This is a genomic window from Suttonella sp., assembly GCF_056855035.1.
Genome location: NZ_JBXGGR010000118.1, coordinates 1 through 23,533, shown reverse-complemented (window position 1 = coordinate 23,533; position 23,533 = coordinate 1). Strand labels below are relative to the sequence as shown.

Here is a 23,533-nt window from a genome sequence, read left to right as displayed (position 1 = left end):
AAAAATCATTCAGACTAATAATAAATCCACATCCATATCGCGGATGGCTTCCTGCGCATTCAGCAGCAATTCCTTATCACAAATAATGCAATCGAAAACCGTTAAAGGACAAATCAAAAATGTCGCTACTTTGCCGTATTTAGAAGAATCCGATACCAAAATATTTTTATGCGCCGCTTGAATAATGGCTTTTTTGACAGGAATTTTATTTTCATCTGGCGTGGTCAAGCCTTTTAAATTCCAAGAAGAAGTGGAAACAAAAGCAATACCTATCGCCAATTGGGATAAGGTTTGCGCCGCCAATCCGAAAAGCGCTGCGGAAATCGCCGCCGGCTACATGCCCTCTCCCGTCCCTGCACTGCAACAAGCCCTGCCCCATTCAGGCTTAATGGCAGTCAGAAGCACGCAAATGCGCGAAGAAATTCTCCATTTCTTCCAAGAACTCTACAACCTCAACTCCAAAATCATCGGCGGCGCCGCACCCGATGCCGCCTTAATCGCTTAAAACAGATAAAAAGCCGCTTCAAAGCGGCTTTTTATCATTTTAAATTAACGAAATTAAACGAAAATCAAATTTTCATATTTGTAGATATAAGAAAAGGCAAATACTCTAAAATAATCACATATCTCTACGACGCTTCAAAGTATCAATCAATACTGCAAGAATAATAATCGCCCCTTTAATAATCAGCTGCCAATAAGGATCTACACCTAATAAATTTAAACCCTTATTAGTGGTGCCGATGATTAAGGCACCAATTACGCACATTGGCACTGAACCGATGCCGCCGTTTAACGATGTACCGCCAATAACCGCTGCCGCAATCGCATCTAATTCCCAAGCATTACCATAAGAAGGATTTCCCGCGTAAGTGCGCGAGGCAAGCATAGCCCCTGCTAAACCGGCAAGCGCACCTGCTAAGGTATAAACCATAATTAAAGTCTTACGCACATTAATACCCGAGATTCGCGCCGCATTACGATTGCCGCCAATAGCATAAACGTGACGACCAAACTGCGATTTACTCAGCAAAATATGCGAAGCTACTACGACAATAATATAAATAAATACCAGTCCCGGAACATTGAAAAATTTTAAATCGGCAATCCAAGTAAAAGCTTCGCCGCTAGCATCAATAGGACGACCGCTCGAAATAATTTGCGCTGCCCCGCGTGCAATCGTCATCATCCCTAACGTCGCAATAAAAGGAGGAATTTTACCAATAGCAGTAAAAGTACCGTTAATTGCCCCGCAAACCCCGCCGATGCCTACCGCAGCCACAAAGGCGCATAAAGCTAAAAAAGCGCCGTCAGATCCTTTAACAATAATCGCCGCAACAACCGAAGCCAAAGCCACTACCGAGCCTGACGACAAATCAATGCCCGTAGTAATAATCGCCATCGTCACGCCGATAGAAATAATTCCAAACATGGAAACTTGTTCTAAAATACTTAAAAAAGTTTCGAATGAATAAAAACCGTCTATTTTCAAAGATAATCCGGCATATAACACACCTAAAATCAACACCATTCCATAAGTATTTAAAATGTGTTTAATATCAATTTTATTTTCCATATTTTAATCCTCTAATTTTAACCCTGATGCCAAGTGAATAACTTTTTTCTGCGTAGCTTCTTCCCGCGACAATTCTCCTGTGAATCTGCCGCCTGACATAACCATAATACGGTCGCTCATAGCAAGCAGCTCTAACATATCGGAAGAAATCATAATAATAGCTTTGCCAATCTTAGCAAGCTCAACCATTAAACGATAAATTTCAGCCTTTGCGCCAACATCAATACCTTTAGTAGGCTCGTCTAAAATCAGAACATCCGGATTTAACGTTAAAGCACGCCCAATTAAAACCTTTTGTTGATTTCCGCCGGATAAATTCCCTGTCAATACCGAAACGCTAGGTGCTTTAATTCGCATCTCCTTTTTCTGCTTTTCGGCAGTTTCTTTTGCCAATCCGTTAGAAATAAGGAAATTACGAATATATGGTGTCAAATCAGGCATAATCACATTATCGGTAATGTCCATATTTAAGAACAAACCTGTTAATTTACGATCTTCGGTGACCCAGCCAATCTTATATTTTTGAGCATCAGCAGGTTTGCGAACCTCAATTTTTTGCCCGTTCATAATAATATCTCCGCTATCAGACGGACGATAACCATATAAACTTTCTGCGATAAAACTTCTGCCGGCTCCAACCAGTCCCGCTATACCTAAAATTTCACCTTTACGAACATAAAAATTAATATCTTCAAAACAATCTTTAAGATTTAAATTCCTAACCTCTAAAACTTTCTCTTCGCTGATTTCCACAATTTCTTTGGCATACATGTCGCTCATGCTGCGACCAACCATTTTTTCAATCAACTGTTCTTTAGTAACACCCTCTTTCTCAAAAGTCGCGACTAATTGACCGTCACGCAAAATAGAAATACGGTCTGAAACATGCAATACTTCATCTAATTTATGCGAAATAAATATGATTGCAATTCCGCGCTCTTTTAATTTATCAACAATATTATACAGATACTCCACTTCGCTTTCGGTTAATGAAGTAGAAGGCTCGTCCATTAGAATAACTTTAGCATCATTAGATACGGCAGTAGCAATAGCGACTAATTGTGCATGCGCTACTGATACCTCGCTCATTTTTTTATTTACATCTAAGATATTAATACCCAAATCTTTTAAAGTTTGAGCACAAACCTCGTTCATTTTCTGATTGTCCAAAAAACCGAAGCGATTAGTAATTTCACGCCCTAAAAAGAAATTCTGAGCAATGGTTAAATTAGTAGCAGGGCTGATTTCTTGCGGCACCATTATTAGTCCGGACATAATGGCTTCTATAGGTCTTCCGGGATTAAACGGCTTATCATCAAAGCGCATTTTTCCGCCGCCATCAAATGAATAAATACCATATAACACTTTCATCAAAGTGGATTTGCCTGCGCCATTCTCTCCCATTAAAGCATGGACTTCACCGCGCTTAACCTTTAAATTTACGGCATCTAGCGCTTTAACACCAGGGAAACTTTTGCTAATGTTTTCTAATTCAAGAATATATTCACTCATTCGTTTTCCTTCCTATCCAGAATGAATCACGGCTTATAGCGGTTTTCATAAATCTCTTTTTTATCTGGCGTAACCGTTTCAAAAGGAATCCATAACTCTTTTTCGGTTTTATTTTTCAACACCAAAGCATGCGCACTTTTCAAACCTTCATAACCCTGCTTTGAAGCATCTTGAAAAATAGTAATATCCAGACCTCTACCTAAATAAGCCAAAGCATCAGGAGTAGCATCAACACCGGCAATAATAAAATCACTGTCTTTTTTACCCAATTTTTCTACTGCTAACAATGCACCAATTGCCATTTCATCATTATTAGCTAAAATAACATTCATATTCGAATGAGCTTGCAACCAATCTTCGACTATACGCATTGCCGTTGCCCTATCCCATTTAGCTTCTTGTTCAGCAACAATTTTAATATTTGGGAATTGAGAAAAAACTTCTTTATTGCCTGAAGTACGCTCGGTTTGTGCTTCTAAGCCCAAGGGCCCAAGCAAAATTCCTACTTCTGCCTTTTCGCCGTTTAATAAAGCGCTTACCGCTTCTGCCTGCAAAATACCGGCATCTTTTTCTTTTGAACCGACGTAAGCGCCTAGATATTTCAATGCATCAGATTCAGGATAATGATTAATTACTACCAACGGAATATTAGCTTGCTCTAATTTTTTACCAATACTTCTAACAATTTTTCTATCGGTAGGCTGCAATAAAATTGCATCAACTTTTCTGGAAATTAAATTTTCAATTTGATTTATTACATTTGCAGAATCACCGCCAGCATCAACGATAGTTATGCGTAAGTCTTCATTTTCCTCTTGATAATGGATAATCCCATCACGCAAATAAGTTACGAATTTATCAGAAAGATTAGATAAAACCACACCGACTTCTGCAGCAAACGCCGTTTGTACAGATAGTCCTGCCAGTAAGATTAACTTTTTCATACCCATTCCTCTTATTACTTTTTGGTAGCGTAAATTTCGGTTAAATCTTTGAATGCGCTTTTTAGAATAATTTCAAAAAAGCGCTTTAGTTAATTATTGTTTTGTTTCAGGAGTAATCAATTGGAACGGTACGTTAATAATATGTTCGGCTTTTTCGCCTTTTGCCCATTGGTATGCAGCTTCAATTGCTCCCAAGCCTTGCCCTTTAGCATCTTGCAAGACAGTTGCATCTAAGCCTTTACCTAAATATTCCAGCGCATCCGGCGTTCCGTCCAAGCCCACAATAATGAAATCTTCATCTTTCAGGCTTGCTTTTTGGGTAGCTAAAATCGCACCAATAGCCATTTCGTCATTGTTTGCTACAATGACATTCAGTTTGTAATCTTTACTTTGCAACCAATCTTCTGTGATTTCCAAGCCTTTGGCTCTGTCCCATTTCGCTTCTTGCTCAACAATAACTTTTATGTTTTCTGCTTTTTCAAAAATTTGCTTGTTTCCGGCAGTGCGATTGATTTGGCCGTCTAAGCCTAAAGGTCCCATTAAAATACCTACGCGCCCTTCTTTACCCGCAAGCATTTTTTCAATGGCTTCACCTTGCATAATGCCGCCCTCGATTTCTTCCGATCCTACGTAAGTATTGACATTAGGCAAATCATCATCGTTAGGACGACGGTTGACGATAATTAAGGGAATACCTGCTTTTTTGAGTTTTCTGGCAATCGGGCGTACTACCTGTTTATCCGTGGGATGGATAATAACGGCGCTAACCTTCTGAGAAATAAAATTTTCAATATCTGCCAACATGCGGTTGGGATCATCGTTGGCATCAGTCATCACAATTTTGACATCATCATGAGCTGCATCAAAGGCTTTAAACTCGTCCATCACATAGGTCAGCCATTTATCGGCAAATTTAGACATGGAGGCGCCAATGACGATTTCATCGGCTTGAGCAAAGCCCGCATAGAGCATAGCGCTAAAAAGTGCTATTTTTTTCATATAGATACCTCTTGGTTGTTGTGGAAGGTAGATTCAATCATATTGTTTATGAGCAAAGTTGTCAAAAATTTTTTTCACAAAAAAGAATTTGAAAAAAAAAATACATAATCTATAATTCAGTCTGTTAAAGCTGCATGCTCTTTTGTAACCATGAGGAGAAATTTTTATGACAATGCTTTTATTTCCAAAAGATCGTTTGTTTGACTTAGCTTGTCTTGGGAGATTATCTGTTGATATATATGGAAAAGATATCGGCGTTGGTTTAGAAAACACTTCTGCGTTTCAAAAATATCTGGGCGGCAGCTCCGCAAATATTGCCTTCGGCACTGCGCGATTAGGCTTAAAAAGCGCTATGATTACCCGCGTAGGCGATGAGCAGTTAGGTCGGTTTTTGCTGCAAACTTTGCAAAACGAAGGCTGCGATACTTCCCAAGTGAAAGTTGATCCCGAACGTTTGACCGCATTGGTTTTTCTGGCACTCAAAGATCAGGATACTTTCCCGCTTTTGTTTTACCGCCGTGATTGCGCCGATATGGCGATTAATGAAGCCGATATCAGCGAAGAGTTTATTCAAAATTGCAAAGCGCTTTTAATCACAGGTACGCATTTATCCGCTGAAACTGTTCTAAAAGCCAGCCAAAAAGCGCTTTCTTATGCAAGAAAGCACGGTACTAAAACTGTGTTAGATATTGATTATCGACCTGTTTTATGGGGGTTAACCAATACGGGAGACGGTGAAACCCGCTATATTGCCAGCGATCGTGTGAGCCAGCATTTACAAACGCAATTACCGCTTTTTGATTTGGTTATCGGTACGGAAGAGGAGTTTTTAATTGCAGGCGGTGTGGAAAACAATTTGGTTGCTTCTTTAAAAAAAGCGCGCGAATGCACTGATGCCGTGTTTGTTTTAAAACGCGGTGCGCTTGGTTGTCAGGTTTTGACAGACGAAATTCCGGATGATTTATGTGATTTGCCGTTTTATTCGGGCGAGCAAATTGAAGTGTTAAATGTTTTAGGCGCCGGCGATGCTTTCGCTTCAGGTTTTTTATATGGTTTGATTTCAGGAAAAAATTATGAAGAAAGCGCCAGAATTGCCAATCTTTGCGGTGCGATAGTCGTCTCGCGTCATGGCTGCGCGCCTGCTATGCCGACTGCCGATGAATTAGCTTATTGGTTACAAAAAGGCGGCGCTCGTCCTGATTTGGATGAGCAATTACAACATTTGCATCGTGTCAGCTTAAAACGCAAATCATGGGATGAGTTATATGTTTTAGCTTTTGATCATCGTGCGCAGTTTGAAGATTTGGTATTAAAGCATGGCTACGATTTGAAAAAAATCTCCGAACTCAAAAAGCTTATTTTTGACTCTTATACAGAATTAGAACAGGAACATTCTAATTTAGCGGGAAAATTCGGCATTTTGGCAGATAACACTTATGCCAAGCAAGTATTGTCCGATGCCACCGAACGCAGTGTGCAATGGTGGGTTGGACGTCCTGTGGAGCAACCTTCCAGCCGACCGCTACAATTTGACAAAACCGGCTCTATTGCCAGCCAACTCGGCGCAATTCCTAAAGCGCAAACTATTAAATGTCTTGTTTTCTATCATCCGGAAGATGAGGTGGAATTGCGTTTGAATCAAGAAAAGCGTTTATTGGAACTTTGGGAAGCGGTACGTCATTCAGGTCATGAGCTTTTATTAGAAGTGATTGCGCCTTTAGAAATGCCGGCTTCTGCCAAAGATACCGATAACGATAGTATTGTTCTGCGTTCAGTAGCACGTTTTTACAATTTAGGCATTAAGCCCGATTGGTGGAAATTGGCTGGCATGCGCAGCGAGTCTTGGGAATCTCTTTCTCAATTGATTCAGCAGCATGATCCTTATTGTCGCGGTGCTGTGGTCTTAGGTTTAAATCAAAGCGAAGCTGAGTTGATTGCTAAATTCAAAGAAGCTAAGCATCCGATTGTTAAAGGCTTCATGATTGGTCGGACGGTATGGGCGGAGCCGCTAAGCGCTTTATTGACAGGAAAAATTAATGCGGAGCAGGCAAAAGTTCAAATGAAGGAGTGTATGCGGCGGCTAATTGACGGCTGGTTAAACCGCAAATAAAAAACAATTAATTACGAGGAATACCCATGACTAAAAAAACTATTCGTTTAACAATGGCGCAGGCTTTGACCCGTTATTTGGCATCATTAAAAGTGGAAGATGAAAACGGGCAATTGCATGATTATGTCGGCGGCGTTTGGGCGATTTTCGGACACGGGAATGTTTGCGGTTTAGGTGAAGCACTTTCGGAATTGCGTTTGCCCGATGTTAATCGAGCATTCCGTCCAAACGGTTTGCCTGTCTATCGCGGGCATAATGAACAAGGCATGGCGCATGCGGCGATTGCTTACGGTAAAGCGCATTTCCGTCAAAGAATTATGGCAGCGACTTCATCCATCGGCCCGGGCGCGACCAATATGGTAACAGCAGCGGCATTGGCGTATGTCAACCGTTTGCCGCTTCTATTATTAACGGGCGATATTTTTGTGACCCGCAATCCTGACCCCGTGTTGCAGCAAAGCGAAGATTTTTCCGCAGGCGATACCAGCGTGAATGATTGCTTTCGTCCCGTATCTCGTTATTTCGATCGCATAACTCACCCTGCCCAATTGTTAAGCGCTTTACCGCGCGCGGTGGCGGTTTTAACCGACCCTGTTTTATGCGGACCGGTCACACTGTCCCTGCCGCAAGATGTACAGGCATGGGCATATGATTATCCTGAAGAGTTTTTCAATCCCAAACCGATTAAATTCCGCCGTTTGCATGCTGATGCGCGTGAAATTGAAGAAGCGATTACTCGTTTAAAAACAGCTAAAAAACCGCTGATTATTGCAGGCGGCGGTGTGCTGTACAGTCAAGCCAGCGCCGAATTGCAAGCTTTTGCTGAAAAATACGGCATTCCCGTAACCGAAACTCAAGCAGGTCATAGCGCTTTGCCATGGCATCATCGCTTAAATGCAGGAGCCATTGGCGTTTCCGGCGTAAGCTCTGCCAATGTTTTAGCGCAAGAGGCAGATTTGATTATTGCAGTAGGAACACGTTTGCAAGATTTCACTACCGCATCTAATACTCTGTTTTCTTCAGATATTTTAGCATTAAACGTCTCTCCCTTAGATATTACCCGCCGAAATGCTCAAGCAGTTTTAGGCGATGCCCGATTGTCGCTGAAAGCGCTTTTAGAAGCGGATTTAGAAATTGCAGCCTATGTTGGAGATGATAATTCGACACTAATTATAAAAGGTGTTCCAGGGTTAGAATATATTTCTGCCATGAATCCAGAATGGACACAGTATGCCCAAAATATTATTACGGCATGGCAAAAACGTGTTACCGAGCTGACTACCGCTATTCCAGAAGGTTTGCCCTATGACGCGGAAGTCATCGGTGCAGTGCGAGACAGCACTGAACATTCGGATAAAAATGATGTGGTCGTCTGCGCCGCCGGTACGCTGCCGGCTGAATTGCACAAACTTTGGCGGGCAGATGGTGCAGGCAATTATCACATGGATTACGGCTATTCCTGTATGGGCTATGAAATTGCCGGTGCTTTGGGCGTAAAATTAGCCCGTCTGAATCAAGAAGTCATTGTAATGCTGGGCGATGGTTCGTATTTGATGCTTAATAGCGAGCTTGCGATTGCTCAAATGCTTGGTTTAAAAATCATTGTGGTGGTATTGGATAATCAAGGTTATGGCTGTATCAATCGTCTGCAACGCGCAAGCGGCAGCCCGAATTTCAATAATCTGCTTTCCGATTGCGTGCCGGAAGGCGGAAATGATGTGCGCATTGATTTTGCCATGCATGCGAAAAGTTTAGGCGCGCATGCGGAAAAAGTCGCCGATGTCAGCATGCTTAAAGAAGCGATGAAATCGGCGCGCCAGCGCAAAGGTGTTTCGGTTATCGTCATTGATACCACGCCGGAGCGCATTACCCAAGACGGCGGCGCTTGGTGGGAAGTAGGTATTCCCGAAGTATCTAATTATGCAGCGGTCAATCAAGCGCATGCCAAATTATTAGAAGAAAAAGCCAAGCAAAAATAACAATGCTTTGGCAATACCAGATTGTTTTAAAATAGAAAGAGAAAGCTATGACATTAAATGTACGCATCGGCATCAATCCCATAGGCTGGTCAAATGACGATTTACCTTCGTTGGGCGGCGAAACGCCATTAGAAACCGCTTTAAAAGAAGGCGCGGAAATCGGCTATCAGGGTTTTGAGTTAGGTAATAAATTTCCGAAAACAGGCGAAGCATTAAAAGCTAAATTAGAGGAATTCGGCGTAGTCTGCGTTTCGGGTTGGTACAGCGCGCAATTGGGTAATAAAGATTTTACCCTTGCCCAAGAAATCGAAGCCTGCCGCCAGCATATGGAAAAATTGGCTTATAACGATTGCAAAGTAGTCGTCTATGGCGAATGCGGCGATACCATTCAAGGACAAATCAATACTCCTTTATCGCAGCGCCCCCGCTTCGCCAATGAAGACGAATGGAAACGCTATGCCGATAAGCTCAATCAATTTGGCGAACATTTGGTAAAAACTTATGGTTTACATATTGCCTACCACCATCATATGGGCGCTTATGTAGAACATCCGAACGATGTAGCGAAATTAATGAGCTTGACCGACCCGAAAGCGGTGGGTTTATTATTTGATACGGGACATTGCTGGTTTGGTCAGGCCACTAATAATCCGGAGCAAAAAATTGATGTGACGGAAATGCTGAAAGCGCATATTCATCGCGTAAATCATGTACATTGTAAAGATGTGCGTCCGACAGTGATTCGCGATATTAGAAACCGCAATCAATCATTCTTAAATGCCGTATTAGCCGGCGCATATACCGTACCATCAGACGGAGCAATTGATTTTCAGGCGGTATTAAACGTTTTAAATGAACATCATTATTCAGGTTGGCTAGTAGTTGAAGCAGAACAAGATCCCAAACTTGCCCCATCTTATGAATACGGAAAGAAAGGTTTTAATGCATTAAAAACGCTGGTAGAGTCATTCAAATGAGTCGATTATTAATTAAACCGAACCGTAATCAGGCACTTTGGCATAATATCAGCAAAGAAAGCGCCGATTGGGGCTATGTAGGCTTTCAAGTCTTGATATTAAAAGCAGGGGAAGAATTTTCTTTCCCCGCCCTTAACGATACCGAAAGATGTTTTACTATTCTGGCAGGTAAAGCAGATGTTATCTTAACTGCACAAAGTGCTCCAATTGAATACCGCAATATCGGAGAAAGAGAAAGTGTTTTTGAAGACAAATCTCCATTTGCCGTTTATGTGCCGCCAAAACTATCGGTGAATATCAAAGCGCTTTCGGATAATTTGGAAATCGGAATTTCGAGTGCGCCGGCGGAAGGGAAATTTCCTTGCCGCTTAATCCGTCCTGAGGAAATGAAACGTTCCGTACGCGGCAAAGGCTCCAATATGCGTTATATTTGCGATATTCTGCCCGAAACCGATAAGTCGGCGGAAAGTTTATTGGTGGTAGAAGTGATCACGCCTAATGGCAATACTTCCAGTTATCCGCCGCATAAACATGATCAAGCCACAGAAAACGAAACTTATTTGGAAGAAACCTACTATCACCGCATAAACCCGCCCCAAGGTTTTGCATTTCAAAGGGTTTATACTGATGATCGCAGTTTGGACGAGGCAATGGCGGTGGAAAATCATGATGTGGTTTTAGTCCCGAAAGGTTACCACCCTTGTGCCACTATTCATGGCTATGATTTGTATTATTTAAATACTATGGCAGGTGGAGAACGCCGTTGGCAATTTTACAATGCGCCTGAACATGAATGGTTATTAAAAATTTGAGGATTTTTAATTAATGAACCGTCCAGAAGACTTATTTGACGAAATTGAAAAACGCTATGATACATTAAGCAAGCGATTGCAAATCATTGCACGTGATTTACCTATTTATCGCGAACAATTGCCCTTAATGAATGTAGAAGATTTAGCTGATGCATTAGGCGTTTCAACCGCAACCATCGTTCGTTTTGCGCAACATTTCGGTTTTAAGGGATTTAGCGAATTAAAAGCGCTTTTTCAGCGTGAATGGCTGGAACAAACAAATGATTATGGCGCAAGAATTCGTACTAATTTAAGTCCTAATCAAATTAAAGACTCTGATATTGTTCAAACCATTTTTCAGAATAATATTCAAGGATTGCAGGAATTAATCACGCCTAAATTAATGGAAGAATTAAATGCCGCCGTCGATTTGATGATGCAAGCCAAAAGCTTATGGATTATGGCAAGCGGGCGGCATTTTGGTTCGGCAGCCTATCTGACTTATTTATTACAGCACAGTCCGAAAACAATTAATTGGTTAAACGGATTGTGTTTTAATTTAGAAGGAAAATTGCACAGCATTCATAAAAATGACGTGTTGATTGTGATTTCTTATGCGCCTTATGCGGAAAGCACTTTACAAGCGGTTTGCTCGGCGCATGCGCGAAAAGCGAAAATTATTGCTATTACTGACAGTCATCTCGGAGAAATTGGACAACACAGCGATCAAATTATTCAAGTGCGAGAAGCCAATAGCTATGGATTTCGTTCAGTAACCAATTCGCTAAGTGTCATTCAAGCACTTTTTTTACTCTACGCTTCACGAGCGGACTTTTCGCCTAAAGAGGATTAATCATTTGAATAAATTCAATTAATTAATAAATCATTTTTTAACAAACAAAGGATAGAACTATGAAAGCAGCATTATTTGGTGCAGGACGAATCGGCAAAATTCACGCTGGTAATTTAATCGCCATTGACGGTGTTGAATTGAAATATATTCACGATCCCTTTACCGCTAATGCCGAAGCCCTTTCGGCACAAACAGGTGCAAAACTCGCCGGTGTTGATGAAATTTTTGCTGATAAAGAGATTGATGTGGTAATGATTGCTTCTTCAACCGATACGCACAGCGATTTATTACTGAAGGCAGCAGCAGCAAAAAAACATGTATTTTGCGAAAAACCCATTGATTTATCATTAGAAAAAGCAATTTTGTGTGAAAAAGCGGTAAAAGATAGCGGCATTACCTGTATGCTGGGTTTCCAACGCCGTTTTGACCCTACGTTCTATTCGGCTAAATCACGGATTGATAATGGAGAAATCGGTACGCCCGAAGTGCTGATTATTACCAGCCGTGATCCGGGTGCACCGCCGGTTGAATATTTAAAAGTTTCCGGCGGCATTTTCCGCGACATGTTAATCCATGATTTTGATATTTGCCGTTGGATTTTAGATGATGAAGTGGTAAGCGTGTTTGCACAGGCTTCCTGTTTGGTAGATAGCAAAATTCAAAGCGAAGCCAATGATTACGATACCACCGCCGTAACATTGAAAACCAAAAGCGGTCGTCTGTGCCAAATCAATACCGCCCGCCGCGCTCCCTACGGATATGACCAACGCTTTGAAGTCATGGGTGCCAAGGGTTTGTTGCAATGCCATAATCACAAACCTACCGAAGTGCAGTATTGGGGAACAGAAAATGTTAGCCAAGATTTACCCGAACATTTCTTCTTAGAGCGTTACCAACAAGCCTATCGCCTTGAAATGGAACATTTCTTTGATTGCGTGAAAAACGGTAAAACCCCGCGCACCAATATTTCTGACGGCGTACAGGCGCAAAAACTTGCCGATGCCGCGACGGAATCAGCCAAAACAGGCAAAGTCGTTTATCTATAGCTGTTAAAAATGAGGGGCGTTCATCGCCCCCGCAAGTTTAAGCATACAGGATTTGACGGCATCAAAGCGAATAGTCAGGAATATAAGATGAATATTGGAATCGTCGGATTGGGGCGTCTGGGTAAACGCCATGCCGAAAATTTATTAAAACGCATTGACGGTGCACGATTAACGGCAGCCGCATCGCCGGTTTTAGCCGAACGCCAATATGCGGAAAATTTGGGCTTGAACGCCTACGACAGTTTAGAAGCGCTGTTATTGCAACCAGAATTAGATGCAGTGGTTTTGGTAACGCCGACGGCACTTCATGCGGAACAAAGCATTGCCGTTTTAGAGGCGGGCAAGCATTTATTTGTCGAGAAACCGCTGGCTTTAAATGCGGATGATTGCGAAAAAGTGGAAAACGTTTATGCGCAAACCCAAAAGCGCTTTCCCAATCAAAAAGCGATGGTAGGCTTTGTACGCCGATTTGATCCTAGTTACGCAGCGGCAAAAAAAGCGCTTTTAAACGGAGAGATTGGCGAGGCGTTTTTCATTCGTTCCCAAACCTGCGACCAATATGATCCGAATGGTTTTTTTGTGCAATTTTCAGCAAGCTCGGGCGGCATTATTTTAGATTGCAACGTGCATGATATTGATTTGGTACGCTGGTTTTTGACGGATAAAGAAGGTCATACGCCTAAAGCGCTTCGTTTTCATGCTACAGGCAGTGCTAATATCCACCTCGATTTGAAACTATTTCAAGATGTGGATAATGCCATTGCTACCATTGAATTTGAAGGCGGAAAATTTGCCCATCTGTATGCTTCGCGCACTTTTGCGCATGGACACGAAACCAGCACCGAAATTATCGGTACAAAGGGAAAATTATTAATCGGTGCGGGCGCTCATGCCAATCGCGTGGTCAAAAGCGATCAACACGGCGTAAGCTATGAAGCGCTGTCTGATTTTTCCGCACGATTTAGCGAAGCCTTTATTCATGAATTACAAGCATTTGTTGATGCTTGCACAGGAAAAATTCCTTTACCGCTCAGCTTGAACGATGCTACCGAAGCCACACGTATCGGCGTTGCTTTAACTGAATCTTTAAGAAAAAACTTATCTTAATCAATTTGTTTTCTAAAACGGAGTATTTTTATGACGATTATCCAGCATTATATTCAAGGGCAAAAAACCTCCGCCGGTTCAAACCGCCAACAAGCGGTTTATAACCCTGCTACAGGCGAAGTGACGGGACAAGTCTTATTGGCTGAAACAAATGATGTTAATCAGGCAGTTGAGTCTGCTAAAACGGCTTTTCCGGCATGGGCGAAATTAGCATCTGTACGCCGCGCTAGAATTTTAAATAATTTCCTTTCTTTATTAAACGAGCACCACGATGAGCTTGCCGATATGATTTCGCGCGAACACGGTAAAGTCTTTACCGATGCCAAAGGGGAAGTCATGCGCGGCATTGAAATTGTAGAATTCGCCATCGGCATTCCGCAACTGTTAAAAGGCGGATTCAGCGAAAACGTAGGCGGCGATATTGATAACTGGGTAATGCGTCAGGCGCTTGGCGTGGTTGCGGGCATTACGCCGTTCAACTTCCCCGCTATGGTGCCGATGTGGATGTTCCCTGTAGCCTTGGCCTGCGGTAATACTTTTGTGCTCAAGCCCAGCCCCAATGATCCAAGCGTTAGCCTGCGTCTTGCCGAATTGCTCAAAGAAGCGGGTTTGCCCGATGGCGTGTTTAACGTGGTACAAGGCGATAAAGCCGCGGTTGATGCTCTAATTGAACATCCTGATGTGAAAGCGCTTTCATTTGTAGGCTCAACCCCGATTGCCAATTATATTTACGAACGTTGCGCTCATTTTGGCAAACGCGTTCAAGCTTTGGGCGGTGCAAAAAACCATATGGTCATTATGCCGGATGCGGATTTGGAAAAAACCTGTGATGCGCTCATGGGCGCGGCTTATGGCAGCGCGGGAGAACGTTGCATGGCAACCTCGGTTGCGGTATTTGTCGGCGGCGTAGGCGCAAAATTACTGCCGATGTTGCAAGAACGCATCAAAACACTGCGCATTAAAAACGGCAAACACTTAGATGCGGATATGGGCGCAATTATTAATCCACAGGCACTTGAACGGATTAAAAATTACATTCAAATCGGTCTTGATGAGGGCGCCGTTTTATTAGCTGACGGCCGTAACTTTAAAAACGAAGAAGATCCGAACGGTTTCTGGCTCGGCGCAACTTTATTTGATCAAGTAACGCCGGAAATGCGCATTTATCGGGAAGAAATTTTTGGACCTGTGCTGGCCTGCGTTCATGTCGATACCTTAGAAGATGCCATCGAGCTTACCAATAAACATGAATTTGCCAACGGCACCTCATGCTTTACCCGCGACGGCTATACCGCACATCGTTTTGCCAGCGCTGTTGAAGTAGGGATGGTAGGCATTAACGTGCCAATTCCCGTTCCCATGGCATGGCAAGGTTTTGGCGGTTGGAAACGCTCATTATTCGGCGATATGCATGCTTACGGAGAAGAAGGCGTCCGTTTCTATACGCGCCAAAAATCAATCATGCAACGCTGGCATGAAGGTAAATCCGCAGGTGCAAGTTTTGTGATGCCTACATCGAATGATTAATGGAATGTATCGTCGGAGAAGTGGAAAAATAGTACGGGACGGTGAGGATAGCCAAAGTCGTAATACTTTTTCAGTTCTTCGACTATCGATATGTGATCAAACATTGAGGGGCAAACTTCAGGCTGGAATAAATGCTGAACAGTTTGTCTTAGTTTGCCAAATCTTTACACAAAGAAATCGCCGCAAGGCGGTTTCTTTGTTCTTATTGATTATCCAAGCGCTGCGGTAAAAACATCGCATCGCCGTAGCTGTAAAAGCGGTATTGTTGGGCAATTGCGTAGGCATAGATGCGGCGCGTATTGTCCATGCCGGCAAAGGCGCTGACGAGCATCAGCAAGGTAGATTCGGGCAGATGGAAATTGGTAAACAAGGCATCGACGACGCGGAAGCGGTAATCGGGCGGTGTGATGAATAAATCGGTATCGCCCGCAAAGGCTTGCAATCTGCCGCTTTGTGCCGCGCTTTCCAAAGCGCGCAAACTGGTCGTACCGATGGCAATCACGCGTCCGCCTCTGGCTTTGCAAGCCTCAACAGCCGCCACATTTTCCTCGCTGACGTTCAGCCATTCTTTGTGCATGACATGGGCGGAGAGGTCTTCATGACGCACAGGCTGAAAGGTGCCTGCGCCGACATGCAGCGTAACCTCCGTGCTGGCAATGCCTTTGGCGCTCAAGGCGGCGAGCAAGGCGTTGTCAAAATGTAGTCCGGCGGTCGGTGCGGCAACCGCGCCAAGATGTTTGGCATAGACGGTTTGATAGCGTTCATCATCGCTTTCATCGGCTTGGCGTTCCAAATAAGGCGGTATGGGCATTTCGCCCAAGCGCTGCATGATTTCCGCCCAAGGGGTGTCGCTGTACAGATAAAACAGGGCTTCATGACGCCCCTGCACTTGCACTTGATAGCCGCCGATATGCAGGGTCGCGCCAATTTTCGGTGCTTTGGAAGCGCGGATATAGGCGGCGACATGATGCGTATCTTGCAGGCGTTCAATCAAGAGTTCGATTTTGCCGCCGCTGGATTTTTCGCCGAAGAGGCGGGCGGGCAAAACGCGCGTATTGTTAAATACCAGCAGGTCTTGCGGCTGGATAAATTGCGGCAAATCGCTGACTTTTTGGTCGCTAAGCATCAGATTCTGCTCGTCTTGCACTTGCGCGACTAAGAGGCGCGAGGCGCTGCGCTCGGCAAGCGGATAACGCGCAATCAGTTCCTCAGGCAATTCATAGTGGAAATCCGATTTTTGATATGGGCTCATTGCCGCTCCTTGTCTGAATCGGGCAAACGGCAGAGACGCTGCGGATACAGCCGCCCCTTAGCCACTCGCCCGATGCCGAAAAAATCGCCCTCGTCATAAAGGGCATATTCGCCTTCGTCGGCATCCGTTTCAATATCATTGCCGTGGCGGATAAAGCGGATTTTTGCCGCAGGGATTGCCAATCGTGCCATATCATCCAAGCAGGCGCTAATCGGCAGCAGCAATCCGTCGCGCGCCTCGGGCGCTAAGGTTTCAATCGTTTGCAGACTGTGCGCCTGCGCAAGGGATAATTTGCCCACCGCCGTTCTTTGCAGCTGCTCGGCATAGGCGGCGCTGTCGAGCAAACGCCCGATGTCGCGTGCCAAGGCGCGGATATATGTGCCTTTGGAACAAGAGACTTCCAGCACAATCTGCTCTTCATGCACGGCTAAGAGATTAAGCGCATGCAATTGCACCGGACGCGGCGCCAGCTCGGGAATCTCACCGCGGCGTGCCAATTCATAGGCGCGTTTGCCGTGTACTTTGAGTGCGGAAAAAATCGGCGGTGTTTGCAGATAATCGCCGCTAAAGGAAGCGAGCAGATTTGTCCAATCTTGCCGCGCCAAATTCGGAATGGCGGCTTCGCGCAGAGTCTCGCCCTCGGGGTCGTCGGTCGTGGTTTCGCGTCCAAAGCGGATAGTCACTACATATCCTTTGTCCGCGCCTAAAAGATATTGCCCGAATTTGCTTGCCTCGCCGAAAAGCAGCGGCAATAAACCTGTGGCGAAGGGGTCGAGTGTGCCGCCATGCCCTGCTTTTTCCGCCTGATACAGCCACCGCGCTTTTTGCAGGGCGGCATTACTGCTGATGCCGGCGACTTTGTCTAATAATAAGATGCCGTTTAGGGGGTGTTTCATATGAATATCTGCTTACACATCATGGGCGGCAGATTTGCCGCGCGTGGGCAATAAGGCGGATAAGCCGCGATTTTTATCAGCAGACTTTGCACCATCCGCCTCTTTCAGCAAGGCAATCGCGCTGTCCAGCAGCAATTTGCTACAGAAAAACCACAGTTTCAGCCACATCAAACCCAACAGGATTACCAGCATTTGCCATAGCAAAGCCGGCAGCAATAAGGTATTTTCGCCGATATGCAGAACGACTGCCTGCGCCTGTCCCGCGGGGAAAAGATAGCGGTGCAAGGCGCTGTTCGGCAATTGTTCAAAAAAAGCGATAAGCGTGGCGAAAAATTGCCACAGCGTGAATAAGGCGGCAACTAATAAGAGCAGCCCTAATCCGCCGCGCCAATTCAATATCACGCTTCGTCCTCTTCAGCGTCGTCTTCCGCTGGCAAATCTTTGACCAAATCGCCTAATAAATGCTCCATGCGCGCGCCGTATTCTACCGATTGGTCGTAAACGAAAGTCAGCTCCGGCACTTTGCGGATAGACAAACACTTGGCAAGATAATGACGGAATTGTCCGGCATGCTTATTGAGAGCCTTGACCAATTCTTCACGCTCTAGCGGATTATCCAGCACATGCGTTACATAGACTTTGGCATAGGATAAATCGCGCGTTACGTTAACGCCGGTAAAAGAAAGCATCGAGGCATGAGGGTGGTCGAGAATTTCGCTCACCGCCTGTGCCAAATCGCGCCGTATTTGTTCGCCGATGCGGCGGGTGCGGTCAATTCCTTTGCGCATTATAAAGTCCTCTCGACCGAGACACGTTCATAGCATTCGATTTGATCGCCAACGCGCACGTCATTGTAGTTTTTCACGCCTAAACCGCATTCGGTGCCGGCGCGCACTTCGCTGACATCGTCTTTAAAGCGGCGCAAACTTTCCAATTCACCCTCGTAAATCACAACGTTATTGCGCAAAACGCGAATCGGATTGTTGCGTTTCAATACGCCGCCTTCGACGATACAGCCTGCTACCGCACCCAGTTTGGACGAGCGGAAGACATCGCGCACTTCTGCCAAACCGATAATATCTTCGCGAATTTCCGGCGACAACATGCCCTGCATCGCCGCTTTAACATCGTCTAAGGCTTCGTAGATGATGCTGTAATAGCGCAAATCCACGCCCTCGTCTTCGGCTAATTTCTTGGCATTGGTCTCGGCACGCACGTTAAAGGCAATAATGGTTGCCGAAGAGGCAATCGCCAATTGCACGTCGGATTCGGTAATCCCGCCGATACCTGTAGAAACAATGCTGACTTGCACTTCATCGGTCGATAATTTGAGTAAAGAATCCGACAATGCTTCCACAGAACCTTGCACGTCCGCCTTAATCATCAGATTAACAGTGCTGACTTTGCCGCTATCGACATTGTTGAACAGATTTTCCAGTTTGGCTTTCTGCTGCCGCGCAATCTTGATTTCTTTGAACTTACCTTGGCGGAAGTTGGCAATCTCGCGCGCCTTGCGTTCGTTTTCAACGATAATCACATCATCGCCGGCATTCGGCGTGCCGGATAAGCCCAGCACTTCAATCGGCGTCGAGGCGCCGGCTTCTTCCAATTCCTTGCCGTGCTCGTCCAGCATCGCGCGGATACGTCCGTATTCCATGCCGGCTAACATAATATCGCCTTTTTTCATCAAACCGGATTGCACCAAGACCGTTGCCACACTGCCGCGTCCGCGATCCAAGCGCGATTCCACGACCACGCCTTTGGCAACGCCGGTAGAAGCGGCGGTCAATTCCATCACTTCCGCCTGAATCAAAATCTGCTCAAGCAAATCGTCAATGCCTTCGCCCGTTTTCGCGGAAACGTAAGAGAACAGATTCTCGCCGCCCCACTCTTCGGAAATAATGCCTTCCTGCGACAACTCGGATTTGACTCGCTCGGGATCCGCCTCCGGCTTATCCATTTTGTTTACCGCCACAATCACAGGCGCATTCGCTGCTTTGGCATGCTGAATCGCTTCTTTGGTTTGCGGCATCACGCCGTCATCGGCAGCCACTACCAACACCACGATATCTGTTACATCCGCGCCGCGCGCCCGCATGGCGGTAAAGGCGGCGTGTCCCGGCGTATCTAAAAAGGTAATCCGACCGCGGGAAGTATCGACGCGATAGGCACCGATATGCTGGGTAATGCCGCCCGCTTCGCCGGCGACCACTTTGGTTTTGCGGATATAATCCAGCAAAGAAGTTTTACCGTGATCCACATGTCCCATAATCGTGACTACCGGTGCACGCGTAATCACATCGGCGCTATTGCCCTCGGCTTCCGCCATGACCTGCTCTTCCAGCTCGTTTTCCTTGAGCAACACATATTTATGACCTAATTCATCGGCAATCAAAGCGGCGGTTTCTTGGTCGATGATTTGGTTAATCGTCACCATCGAACCCATTTTCATCATCGCCTTAATCAAATCGCCGGCCTTAACGCTCATTTTCTGCGCCAATTCGCCGACGCTAATCGTTTCGGGAATACGCACTTCGCGGCTTACCGGCTGGGCAGGCTTTTCAAACTTGCCGCCCTTGCGCTCATTTTTGCGCCCTGCTTTGCCGCCGGCACCGCGTGCCGAGCCGCGCTGCTCGTCATCACTGTTGCGCACCGCGCGTTTACCGCTGCGGTCGGTACGACCATTGGCATTCTTATCTTTACTGCGGATATGGAAGCGGCTCTCCGCCTCTTCCTCATAACCCTCGCGACGCTCCACATCGCGCAGAGCCTCTTGACGCTGACGCTCCAATTCCTCGCGCTCTTTCGCCGAACGCTTCTCGCGTTCCTCTTGCTTGCGCAATTCTTCGGCAGCATTTTTCTTCGCTTCTTCCGCCTCGCGTGCCGCACGCTGTTTTTCCTGCTCGGCTAATTGCGCCTGCAAAGCAGCTTCGGCTTTCTCACGCGCCTGAGCCTGCGCTTTCTCCGCCTTTTCCGCTTCTTCTTTGCGATTCTTGCGCTCTAATTCTTCCTGCTGGCGTTTTTCTTCCGCCTCCAAAGCCTCTTGGCGCGCACGCGCTTCGCTTTCGCGTTGCTCCTCGCCCTGCTGCATGCGTTTCTGTTCCGCCATTTGCTGGGCGATTTCGCGCGCACTTAATTTCTTCGGCTCATTCTTTTTCACAGGCTTAGCCGCCGCTTTCTTATCGGACTTTTCGCCCTTCTCGGCTTTTTTGCCCTCCGCTTTCGGCGCCGCCTTGCTCGGCGGACTCACGCTTTTCACAGCCGATGCGCCCTTGCCGCCTTTTTTCGTCATATGCTGAGAAATCTTTAATTTCTGCGCAGGCGTCAGCGTATCTGTCTGCGTTTTTTCTCCCAAGCCGGCTTCGTTGATGACCTCGAGCAAACGCTCTACGGGAATTTTTAATTGTTTGGCGAGTTCTGCTACTGTTGACATATTTCCTCCGCTATCGATTAGCGAAACCAAGGTTCGCGCGCTGTTAAAATCAAGGCTGCCGCCTCTTCCTGACCCAAGCCGCCGATTTCCATCAATTCATCTACCGACAACTCCGCCACATCTTCCTGCGTATTCACATCATTAGCGACTAATTTTTCCGCCAATTCCGCGCTTACGCTCTCCATTTCCGCCACAGGAGTCTGCATCTCCGCCTCAGGATCGCTTTCGGCAGCAAAGGCTTGCTGGAGCAAATAATCCGTTGCGCGCTCTAAAATCGTATCCACCGCGGCATCGTCCAAACCCTCTAAAGCCAATAAATCCTCGCGTTCGGCATAGGCAAGCGCCTCGGCATCCGTATAACCGGCAGCCGTTAAAACCGCCACCAGCGACTCGTCCAAGCCCAGTATCTCCGTCAGCACCTGCTCGCGCTCACCCTGCAAAGAAGCTTGACGCTCGGCAAACTCTTTTTCCGACAAGACCGTGATTTGCCAACCAGTCAATTCGCTTGCCAAACGCACATTCTGACCGCCGCGACCGACCGCCTGCGCCAATTTCTCTTCAGGCACCGCCACCTCGATGACCTTGCCTTCCTCGTCAATCGCCGTATCAGTAATCACTGCCGGCGCCATCGCCTTGCGGACATAAGTTTCGGCATCTTCGTCCCATAAAACGATATCCACGCCCTCGCCGCCGACTTCATTCATCACACCCTGCACACGCGCACCGCGCATACCCACGCAGGCGCCCACAGGATCGATGCGCGGATCGAAACTGCGCACCGCCAATTTGGCACGCAAACCCGGATCGCGTGCTGCGCCCATGATTTCGATATTGCCCGAAGCAATCTCCGGCACTTCTTTTTGGAACAACTGGATTAAAAACTCGGGTTCCACACGGCTAATCTGCAACTGCGGACCGCGCAAATCGGCATTTACCTTTTTCAAATAGCCCAAAACGCGATCGCCCACGCGCAATTTCTCGCGCGGTATCATCTCATTGCGCAGAATCGTACCTTCTACGCCGCCGACATCAACAATCGCATTATTCTTCTCAAAACGCCGGACAATACCGTGAATCAAAGTGCCTTCCTGATCGATAAACTGCTGATAAACCTTTTCGCGCTCAGCTTCGCGCAATTTTTGGATAATCGTCTGCTTCGCCATCATGGCGCTGATGCGCCCGAACTCTTCGTTTTCAATCTGAATTTCATGCACATCGCCGACCGACAAATTCGCTTCCGGAAATTCCAAGCGCGCCACCGTCTCGCGCATCTGCGCATCGGGATTTTCTAAAAAATCTTCGTCATCAACCACATGCCAAAGGCGAAAGGTCTCATACGCCCCTGTTTTGCGGTCGATACTGACCCGCACTTCAATCTCTTCATCGGCAAAACGCTTACGCGTCGCCGCTGCCAATGCCGCCTCTAAAGCCTGAAAAATGGTATCGCGGCTGACATCCTTCTCATTCGACACCACTTCGACAATCGCTAATAATTCTTTTGACATAATCATGATTCCTTTAAGGGTTAAAACCGAGGTTCAATACGCGCTTTTTCAATCGCCGCGAAAGGCAAAACCTGCTGTGCGTCCGTTTTCGCCTGCGGAAAATGCAAAGTGATTTCCTGTGCCTGCACGTCAACCGCCTGCAACACCCCTGTAAATTTACGCTGACCGTTAATCGCTTGGCGGGTTTGTAATTTCAACGTCTCGCCGATATAGCGCGCATACTGCGCCAAGGTATAAAGCGGACGATCCATTCCTGGAGAAGAGACCTCGAAGGTATAAGCCGTAGCGATGGGATTTTCCACATCCAAGACAGGATTGAGCTGATCGGTAATCTCCACAATCTCGTCGATACCGATGCCGCCCTCCGGCTTATCCACATATACCCGCAAAATAGAATGCACGGAATTATGATGATATTCCACGCCCCACCATTCATAGCCCATTGATTCCACGACAGGCTGCAACAATTCTGCTACTGCTTCTTCGCGCGTCATATTCTCCCCTCGGCTATCCGCCAAAAAAATTCAGGCAAGAAAAAAGCCCTTAAACAAGGGCTTTTTTTAAGAAACCTTTTGGAAGCGGGAGCTGGATTCGAACCAACGACCTTCGGGTTATGAGCCCGACGAGCTACCAGACTGCTCCATCCCGCAACTGATGAAAGGGATATTATAGACAAATTATTTTCGATTGCAAGCAAAAAAAACAAAACCAAGCAAAAAACATCGGAAAAACTCATACAACCAATTGAATATTATGAATAAAATACACTCATAAAATTTAACATAAAAACTAAAAGACCTGAAGATAAATTGATAACAATGGAATAAACAAGGCTCTAGACTAGCAGAGTGATTGGTATAATTTATTGCAGAAGCGACCATAAATGTTTTTCTAAATCATCAATACTCTGCTTCCAGCGCCATTCGCATTCTTTCAAATGCCATTCTAAATTTTTGCTTACACCGTTAAATTTTGCAAGCCTTCTTTTGGTATAGTTTCTTCAGATTAAAATGAGACAATAAAAAT

20 protein-coding genes, 1 tRNA gene and 2 pseudogenes are annotated in these 23,533 nt (G+C 45.7%); 9 read left to right on the top strand and 14 right to left on the bottom strand.

Annotated elements, in window-relative coordinates:
* Window positions 1-9: 9 nt before the first annotated feature.
* Window positions 10-303: pseudogene (locus tag ACJHVI_RS10615) on the bottom strand (DeoR/GlpR family DNA-binding transcription regulator); the annotation flags it as partial.
* Here ACJHVI_RS10615 and ACJHVI_RS10610 point away from each other — a divergent pair.
* Window positions 251-505, top strand: coding sequence for a hypothetical protein (locus ACJHVI_RS10610; RefSeq protein ID WP_483184711.1), 255 nt, complete (start codon window positions 251-253; stop codon window positions 503-505). The pseudogene ACJHVI_RS10615 and the gene ACJHVI_RS10610 overlap by 53 nt on opposite strands.
* Before the next feature lie 114 nt (window positions 506-619).
* Here ACJHVI_RS10610 and ACJHVI_RS10605 read toward each other — a convergent pair whose 3' ends face one another.
* The 4 genes from ACJHVI_RS10605 to ACJHVI_RS10590 all read right to left on the bottom strand — a co-directional run bounded on the left by ACJHVI_RS10605 (window position 620) and on the right by ACJHVI_RS10590 (window position 5,031).
* Window positions 620-1,576 carry an ABC transporter permease gene (locus ACJHVI_RS10605; RefSeq protein WP_483184710.1) on the bottom strand — a complete coding sequence of 319 codons (957 nt, stop codon included), beginning with the start codon at window positions 1,574-1,576 and terminating at the stop codon, window positions 620-622.
* 3 nt (window positions 1,577-1,579) lie between these two features.
* A complete protein-coding gene (locus ACJHVI_RS10600) occupies window positions 1,580-3,088 on the bottom strand; it encodes a sugar ABC transporter ATP-binding protein (protein WP_483184709.1) in 1,509 nt (502 codons plus the stop codon).
* A 26-nt stretch (window positions 3,089-3,114) separates the two neighbouring features.
* Window positions 3,115-4,032, bottom strand: a complete 918-nt coding sequence (locus tag ACJHVI_RS10595) for a substrate-binding domain-containing protein (RefSeq protein ID WP_483184708.1) — start codon at window positions 4,030-4,032, stop codon at window positions 3,115-3,117.
* A 93-nt stretch (window positions 4,033-4,125) separates the two neighbouring features.
* Complete coding sequence (locus tag ACJHVI_RS10590; RefSeq protein WP_483184707.1) at window positions 4,126-5,031, bottom strand: substrate-binding domain-containing protein; 906 nt, start codon at window positions 5,029-5,031, stop codon at window positions 4,126-4,128.
* Between the two features lie 166 nt (window positions 5,032-5,197).
* Here ACJHVI_RS10590 and ACJHVI_RS10585 point away from each other — a divergent pair, with 166 nt between their 5' ends.
* The 8 genes from ACJHVI_RS10585 (at window position 5,198) to ACJHVI_RS10550 (ending at window position 15,421) form a co-directional block, all read left to right on the top strand.
* Window positions 5,198-7,141, top strand: coding sequence for a bifunctional 5-dehydro-2-deoxygluconokinase/5-dehydro-2-deoxyphosphogluconate aldolase (locus ACJHVI_RS10585; protein ID WP_483184706.1), 1,944 nt, complete (start codon window positions 5,198-5,200; stop codon window positions 7,139-7,141).
* Window positions 7,142-7,167: 26 nt separating this feature from the next.
* A complete protein-coding gene (gene iolD, locus ACJHVI_RS10580; protein WP_483184705.1) occupies window positions 7,168-9,120 on the top strand; it encodes a 3D-(3,5/4)-trihydroxycyclohexane-1,2-dione acylhydrolase (decyclizing) in 1,953 nt (650 codons plus the stop codon).
* A gap of 47 nt (window positions 9,121-9,167) precedes the next feature.
* Window positions 9,168-10,097, top strand: a complete 930-nt coding sequence (iolE, locus tag ACJHVI_RS10575) for a myo-inosose-2 dehydratase (protein ID WP_483184704.1) — start codon at window positions 9,168-9,170, stop codon at window positions 10,095-10,097.
* Window positions 10,094-10,909 (top strand): 5-deoxy-glucuronate isomerase, encoded by an 816-nt coding sequence (gene iolB / locus ACJHVI_RS10570; protein WP_483184703.1) that lies wholly within the window; start codon window positions 10,094-10,096, stop codon window positions 10,907-10,909. Before iolE ends, iolB begins: the two co-directional genes overlap by 4 nt.
* 13 nt (window positions 10,910-10,922) lie before the next feature.
* Entirely contained in the window at window positions 10,923-11,741 is an 819-nt protein-coding gene (locus tag ACJHVI_RS10565) for a MurR/RpiR family transcriptional regulator (RefSeq protein WP_483184702.1), read from the top strand.
* 59 nt (window positions 11,742-11,800) lie between these two features.
* Window positions 11,801-12,787: an inositol 2-dehydrogenase gene (iolG, locus tag ACJHVI_RS10560; RefSeq protein ID WP_483184701.1), complete on the top strand. Its 987-nt coding sequence runs from the start codon at window positions 11,801-11,803 to the stop codon at window positions 12,785-12,787.
* An 87-nt stretch (window positions 12,788-12,874) separates the two neighbouring features.
* Window positions 12,875-13,894 (top strand): Gfo/Idh/MocA family oxidoreductase, encoded by a 1,020-nt coding sequence (locus ACJHVI_RS10555; RefSeq protein ID WP_483184700.1) that lies wholly within the window; start codon window positions 12,875-12,877, stop codon window positions 13,892-13,894.
* A gap of 30 nt (window positions 13,895-13,924) precedes the next feature.
* Window positions 13,925-15,421, top strand: a complete 1,497-nt coding sequence (locus tag ACJHVI_RS10550; RefSeq protein WP_483184699.1) for a CoA-acylating methylmalonate-semialdehyde dehydrogenase — start codon at window positions 13,925-13,927, stop codon at window positions 15,419-15,421.
* A 202-nt stretch (window positions 15,422-15,623) separates the two neighbouring features.
* Here ACJHVI_RS10550 and queA read toward each other — a convergent pair whose 3' ends face one another.
* The 9 genes and pseudogenes from queA to ACJHVI_RS10505 all read right to left on the bottom strand — a co-directional run.
* Complete coding sequence (gene queA, locus ACJHVI_RS10545; protein ID WP_483184698.1) at window positions 15,624-16,673, bottom strand: tRNA preQ1(34) S-adenosylmethionine ribosyltransferase-isomerase QueA; 1,050 nt, start codon at window positions 16,671-16,673, stop codon at window positions 15,624-15,626.
* Window positions 16,670-17,569, bottom strand: a complete 900-nt coding sequence (gene truB / locus ACJHVI_RS10540; protein WP_483184697.1) for a tRNA pseudouridine(55) synthase TruB — start codon at window positions 17,567-17,569, stop codon at window positions 16,670-16,672. Before truB ends, queA begins: the two co-directional genes overlap by 4 nt.
* A gap of 12 nt (window positions 17,570-17,581) precedes the next feature.
* Window positions 17,582-17,971, bottom strand: coding sequence for a hypothetical protein (locus ACJHVI_RS10535; RefSeq protein ID WP_483184696.1), 390 nt, complete (start codon window positions 17,969-17,971; stop codon window positions 17,582-17,584).
* On the bottom strand, window positions 17,968-18,357 hold the full coding sequence (gene rbfA, locus ACJHVI_RS10530; RefSeq protein WP_483184695.1) for a 30S ribosome-binding factor RbfA: 390 nt from the start codon (window positions 18,355-18,357) through the stop codon (window positions 17,968-17,970). The genes ACJHVI_RS10535 and rbfA overlap by 4 nt, the downstream gene beginning before the upstream one ends.
* Window positions 18,357-21,002: a translation initiation factor IF-2 gene (infB, locus tag ACJHVI_RS10525; protein ID WP_483184694.1), complete on the bottom strand. Its 2,646-nt coding sequence runs from the start codon at window positions 21,000-21,002 to the stop codon at window positions 18,357-18,359. The genes rbfA and infB overlap by 1 nt, the downstream gene beginning before the upstream one ends.
* Window positions 21,003-21,019: 17 nt before the next feature.
* On the bottom strand, window positions 21,020-22,507 hold the full coding sequence (nusA, locus tag ACJHVI_RS10520; protein ID WP_483184693.1) for a transcription termination factor NusA: 1,488 nt from the start codon (window positions 22,505-22,507) through the stop codon (window positions 21,020-21,022).
* 20 nt (window positions 22,508-22,527) lie between these two features.
* Complete coding sequence (gene rimP, locus ACJHVI_RS10515) at window positions 22,528-23,001, bottom strand: ribosome maturation factor RimP (protein WP_483184692.1); 474 nt, start codon at window positions 22,999-23,001, stop codon at window positions 22,528-22,530.
* Between the two features lie 79 nt (window positions 23,002-23,080).
* Window positions 23,081-23,157 (bottom strand) — tRNA-Met (locus ACJHVI_RS10510).
* 212 nt (window positions 23,158-23,369) lie between these two features.
* Window positions 23,370-23,498: pseudogene (locus ACJHVI_RS10505) on the bottom strand (IS1595 family transposase); the annotation flags it as partial.
* Between the last annotated feature and the right edge of the window lie 35 nt (window positions 23,499-23,533).

What these genes read in the sequence shown, in the direction of transcription:
- ACJHVI_RS10590 (WP_483184707.1), bottom strand. Translation starts at nt 5,031, where the DNA reads ATGAAAAAAATAGCACTTTTTAGCGCTATGCTCTATGCGGGCTTTGCT.
- ACJHVI_RS10600 (WP_483184709.1), bottom strand. Translation starts at nt 3,088, where the DNA reads ATGAGTGAATATATTCTTGAATTAGAAAACATTAGCAAAAGTTTCCCT.
- iolD (WP_483184705.1), top strand. Translation starts at nt 7,168, where the DNA reads ATGACTAAAAAAACTATTCGTTTAACAATGGCGCAGGCTTTGACCCGT.
- ACJHVI_RS10585 (WP_483184706.1), top strand. Translation starts at nt 5,198, where the DNA reads ATGACAATGCTTTTATTTCCAAAAGATCGTTTGTTTGACTTAGCTTGT.
- iolE (WP_483184704.1), top strand. Translation starts at nt 9,168, where the DNA reads ATGACATTAAATGTACGCATCGGCATCAATCCCATAGGCTGGTCAAAT.
- ACJHVI_RS10555 (WP_483184700.1), top strand. Translation starts at nt 12,875, where the DNA reads ATGAATATTGGAATCGTCGGATTGGGGCGTCTGGGTAAACGCCATGCC.
- queA (WP_483184698.1), bottom strand. Translation starts at nt 16,673, where the DNA reads ATGAGCCCATATCAAAAATCGGATTTCCACTATGAATTGCCTGAGGAA.
- rbfA (WP_483184695.1), bottom strand. Translation starts at nt 18,357, where the DNA reads ATGCGCAAAGGAATTGACCGCACCCGCCGCATCGGCGAACAAATACGG.
- infB (WP_483184694.1), bottom strand. Translation starts at nt 21,002, where the DNA reads ATGTCAACAGTAGCAGAACTCGCCAAACAATTAAAAATTCCCGTAGAG.
- ACJHVI_RS10565 (WP_483184702.1), top strand. Translation starts at nt 10,923, where the DNA reads ATGAACCGTCCAGAAGACTTATTTGACGAAATTGAAAAACGCTATGAT.
- ACJHVI_RS10595 (WP_483184708.1), bottom strand. Translation starts at nt 4,032, where the DNA reads ATGAAAAAGTTAATCTTACTGGCAGGACTATCTGTACAAACGGCGTTT.
- rimP (WP_483184692.1), bottom strand. Translation starts at nt 23,001, where the DNA reads ATGACGCGCGAAGAAGCAGTAGCAGAATTGTTGCAGCCTGTCGTGGAA.
- truB (WP_483184697.1), bottom strand. Translation starts at nt 17,569, where the DNA reads ATGAAACACCCCCTAAACGGCATCTTATTATTAGACAAAGTCGCCGGC.
- iolG (WP_483184701.1), top strand. Translation starts at nt 11,801, where the DNA reads ATGAAAGCAGCATTATTTGGTGCAGGACGAATCGGCAAAATTCACGCT.
- ACJHVI_RS10605 (WP_483184710.1), bottom strand. Translation starts at nt 1,576, where the DNA reads ATGGAAAATAAAATTGATATTAAACACATTTTAAATACTTATGGAATG.
- nusA (WP_483184693.1), bottom strand. Translation starts at nt 22,507, where the DNA reads ATGTCAAAAGAATTATTAGCGATTGTCGAAGTGGTGTCGAATGAGAAG.
- iolB (WP_483184703.1), top strand. Translation starts at nt 10,094, where the DNA reads ATGAGTCGATTATTAATTAAACCGAACCGTAATCAGGCACTTTGGCAT.
- ACJHVI_RS10550 (WP_483184699.1), top strand. Translation starts at nt 13,925, where the DNA reads ATGACGATTATCCAGCATTATATTCAAGGGCAAAAAACCTCCGCCGGT.